The 3,284-nt window shown below is 39.4% G+C and carries 2 protein-coding genes; one reads left to right on the top strand and one right to left on the bottom strand.

The genetic code is table 11. The annotated features are described in order from the left end of the window. Positions 1–124 precede the first annotated feature (124 nt). Complete coding sequence (locus PHO71_RS25850; RefSeq protein WP_300209058.1) at positions 125–1,330, bottom strand: IS110 family transposase; 1,206 nt, start codon at positions 1,328–1,330, stop codon at positions 125–127. Positions 1,331–1,723: 393 nt separating this feature from the next. On the opposite strand from PHO71_RS25850, the gene PHO71_RS25845 reads away from it, so the two are divergent. Beyond that, the gene (locus PHO71_RS25845; protein ID WP_300209057.1) at positions 1,724–2,839 is read left to right on the top strand and encodes an IS110 family transposase; all 1,116 of its coding nucleotides are present in this window, start codon (positions 1,724–1,726) and stop codon (positions 2,837–2,839) included. The last annotated feature ends 445 nt before the right edge of the window (positions 2,840–3,284 follow it).

Raw genomic sequence — 3,284 nt, 5'->3', positions numbered from 1 at the left:
AGATAGCCTGCAAATAAAAAGTCAATAGAAAATTGATGATTTTCGGGATTAAATTTATATTAATTTTCTGGCATGAAAAATAGACCACCATTATCTGCTGGTCTGAAAGGATGTGTGGGATTAATCATTCTGGAAGAGACATAAGATATTCTTTTACTCTGCCGTAATAGATACGCAAAAATTTATTAGCACCTGCTGTCATATACACGTAGTAAGGTTTTCCCTGAGCACGTTTCTTGTCTATAAAGGCATATACAGGATCATCCAGAGGTTTCGTTTTAACGAGACAGTCCATGACCTGAAATAAGGTTTTTCTGAGTACAGAAGAGCCTCTCTTGGAAGTAGGAACACTTTTTTGTTCATGGGTTCCCGATTCATTTACACCTGGGTCTACACCAGCAAATGCTGTAATAGCACCTTTATGATTGAATCGCGTGACATCTCCGATTTCAGCCATAAGCTGAGGGCCAAGAGACGGACCAACACCTTTCAGTTCCATAACAACAGGATATTCAGGGAGTTTGGCTGCAGTTTCATTCATCAGGGTGCGGAGTTCTTCCACGGTCTTAGAAGCAGTGTTTAATTGTTCTATGGCCTGTTTAACTATCAGTTTGGTTAAATCATCTTTTGGAAGTACAGAAACAAGTTCCTTTGCTATTCCGTAGATTTCTTCGGCTTTATCTTTGCTGAAGTTGTACTTCTTACGTTTGCACCAATTCTTATAGTGGTCAACAAATGCGTTTGATGACATTTTACGAACACAGTCCACATGCCAGTATGTAGTAGCAAAATCAACCCATTTTTGGCTGCCATCATCACGAGCAGGGCTGTCAAAGAAAGTATTAACACCTGAGTAAGTTTGATCCAGGATACCGATGAGGTTATTCTTCATAGCTGTTTTGTGTTTCATGTAGAAACTAAACTGACGGTTCATGGTCTTTAATTGATTACGTGTTTCGTCCATGAGACTATACTGTTTCAATTCAGTCCAACTGTCAAGTGTGTAGCGGGCTATTTTTACAGCATCCGCTTTATCAGATTTTACTTTACGGAGAGAGTTGTCTCCAAAATCTTTAATGAGCTTAGGATTTACGGCAGTTACAAAAAGATTTGCCAGAGAAAGCTCACGAGCCAATGGTTCGTAATAACGACCAGTGTGCTCCATAACTATGCGGGATTCACCTTCGATAGATTTGATCTGTTCAATCAGAGATTGGATGTTATCAGAAGTGTGTTTGATTTCAAATGGTGAGGAAACAATCTCACCATAAGGGCGTAGAATGGCAACCATGCTCTTGCCCTTGGATACATCAATACCAACTGCGTTCATGTTCATAAATTTGTCACTCCTTTAGATTATTGCAATGGATAAGTACCAGTTTTACTCATTGCCTATTCAATCTACTGTGGTGTGACACGAACGTACCTGAAGCAGTTCAACCTGCATAAAACGAACGCTGCGAATGAGGAGCTGGTTATCAGTCTATCTTACGGACGCTAAGTCCAAGAAAGGGGACGATATACCGATTGCTACCTACATTCTAACAGTTAAGCAACAAGATGGATAATTCCTTGCTGGCTGTAAGGGATATTAACCATAAATATATTGTAGTAGATAATATGAAGTGACCTCACAATTGTAGATTCGTGGATTTACCTGTAAAATATTAGTTGATAAAGACTAATGGTAACAGGGATTACCGCATACAATAGGAGGCCACATATGAATAGTATAGTTTACGTTGGAATGGATGTCCATAAGGAAAGTTACACAATTTGCTGCTACAGCTTTGATAAGGATGAGGTGATGTACAAACAAAAAATATCTGCTGATTATAAGTTGATATTAAAATATATTGAACAACTTAGAACCCGATTTGCAGATGATACAGAGTTTGTATGTGGATATGAGGCTGGATGCCTGGGTTATTCGCTCTATCACCAGCTTACAGATCATGGTGTAAAATGCATGATTCTAGCACCGTCAACAATGGCAATAACCAATACAAACAGAGTAAAGACAGATAAAAGAGATGCAGGAAACATCGCAAGATGTCTTGCCTATCACACATACAGCGAAGTACATGTACCAACAGATGAAGATAATGCCATTAAAGAATATATCCGAATGAGGGATGATCAGAAAATCACACTGAAGAAAACGAAACAACAGATACTGGCGTTGGTTTTACGTTTAGGAAAGAAATTTGAAGGTGGCAAAACTTACTGGACAATGGCACACATGAAATGGTTAAAGTCTTTAGAACTTGGTGGAGTGTTTCAGGAATCCCTAGATGAATATCTGATTACTTATGAGTATTTCACAGAGAAAATAGAACGTCTGGATCAGAGAATCGAGGAACTTGCATCAGGAGAAACATATGAGGAAAAAGTCAGAAAACTTGGTTGCCTGATAGGTGTAAAAACGCATACGTCATTATCAATGGTTGTAGAGGTTGGTGATTTCGAACGATTTGCAAAACCAGAAAAATTTGCAGCATTTCTAGGGCTTGTTCCAAGTGAAGAAACGAGTGATGAAAATCAGAAACGATATGGGCTCACAAAAGCGGGGAACAGTCATCTTCGCAGGTTACTGATAGAGGCTGCACAAGCATACACAAGAGGAAATATAGGGCATAAATCTGTCGCATTAAAGAAAAGGCAAGAAGGAAATACGCCACAAGTCATAGCATATGCAGATAAAGCGAATGAGAGACTTAGACGGAGATTCTATAAAATGACCATGAATAAGAGGTTAAACAGAAATGTAGCAACAGCTGCAATTGCCAGAGAACTCGCATGCTTTATGTGGGGACTGATGACAGATAATATCGCATAATGAGTACGATATTCAGCTGATATCGTAAAGGGTGCTAAAGCACCGCCTATGGGCGGCAAGCCGTTGACAATATCAGCAGAATATCATGAAGAGTAATCAAGCCAGATGTAAGACGGACTTTGTCCGACATACATCTGACAGAAAAATGACTGGAACATATGGATAGGGCTTTAGAAAACATTTAAGGTTCGAACTATCTGCGCCCTTTCTATGTTGACATGGTAATAAAATACTTTGATTCACGCTAGTAGATGGCAGAGTTCACGGCGGACCATTGACCTGTCGGCAGGGAAACCTGATCCACGTATAACAGAGTGGCCAAGGCCGGGAACTGTTAAATCTGAAGCTCTATCCATATGCTCCAGGCATTGGAAAAATAAGAAATAGAAAAAAGAGTGATTTCTTGAAATTAACACTTGACAAGAGGTCACTTCATAACAGAAAG

Origin of the sequence: Bacteroides sp., assembly GCF_028690125.1 — a bacterium.
GTDB lineage: Bacteria > Bacteroidota > Bacteroidia > Bacteroidales > Bacteroidaceae > Bacteroides.
This window is presented reverse-complemented; position numbering and strand designations above follow the sequence as displayed.

Bases quoted from the DNA above. Each gene is read 5' to 3' on its own strand.
- PHO71_RS25850 (WP_300209058.1), bottom strand. From the start codon at position 1,330: ATGAACGCAGTTGGTATTGATGTATCCAAGGGCAAGAGCATGGTTGCC.
- PHO71_RS25845 (WP_300209057.1), top strand. From the start codon at position 1,724: ATGAATAGTATAGTTTACGTTGGAATGGATGTCCATAAGGAAAGTTAC.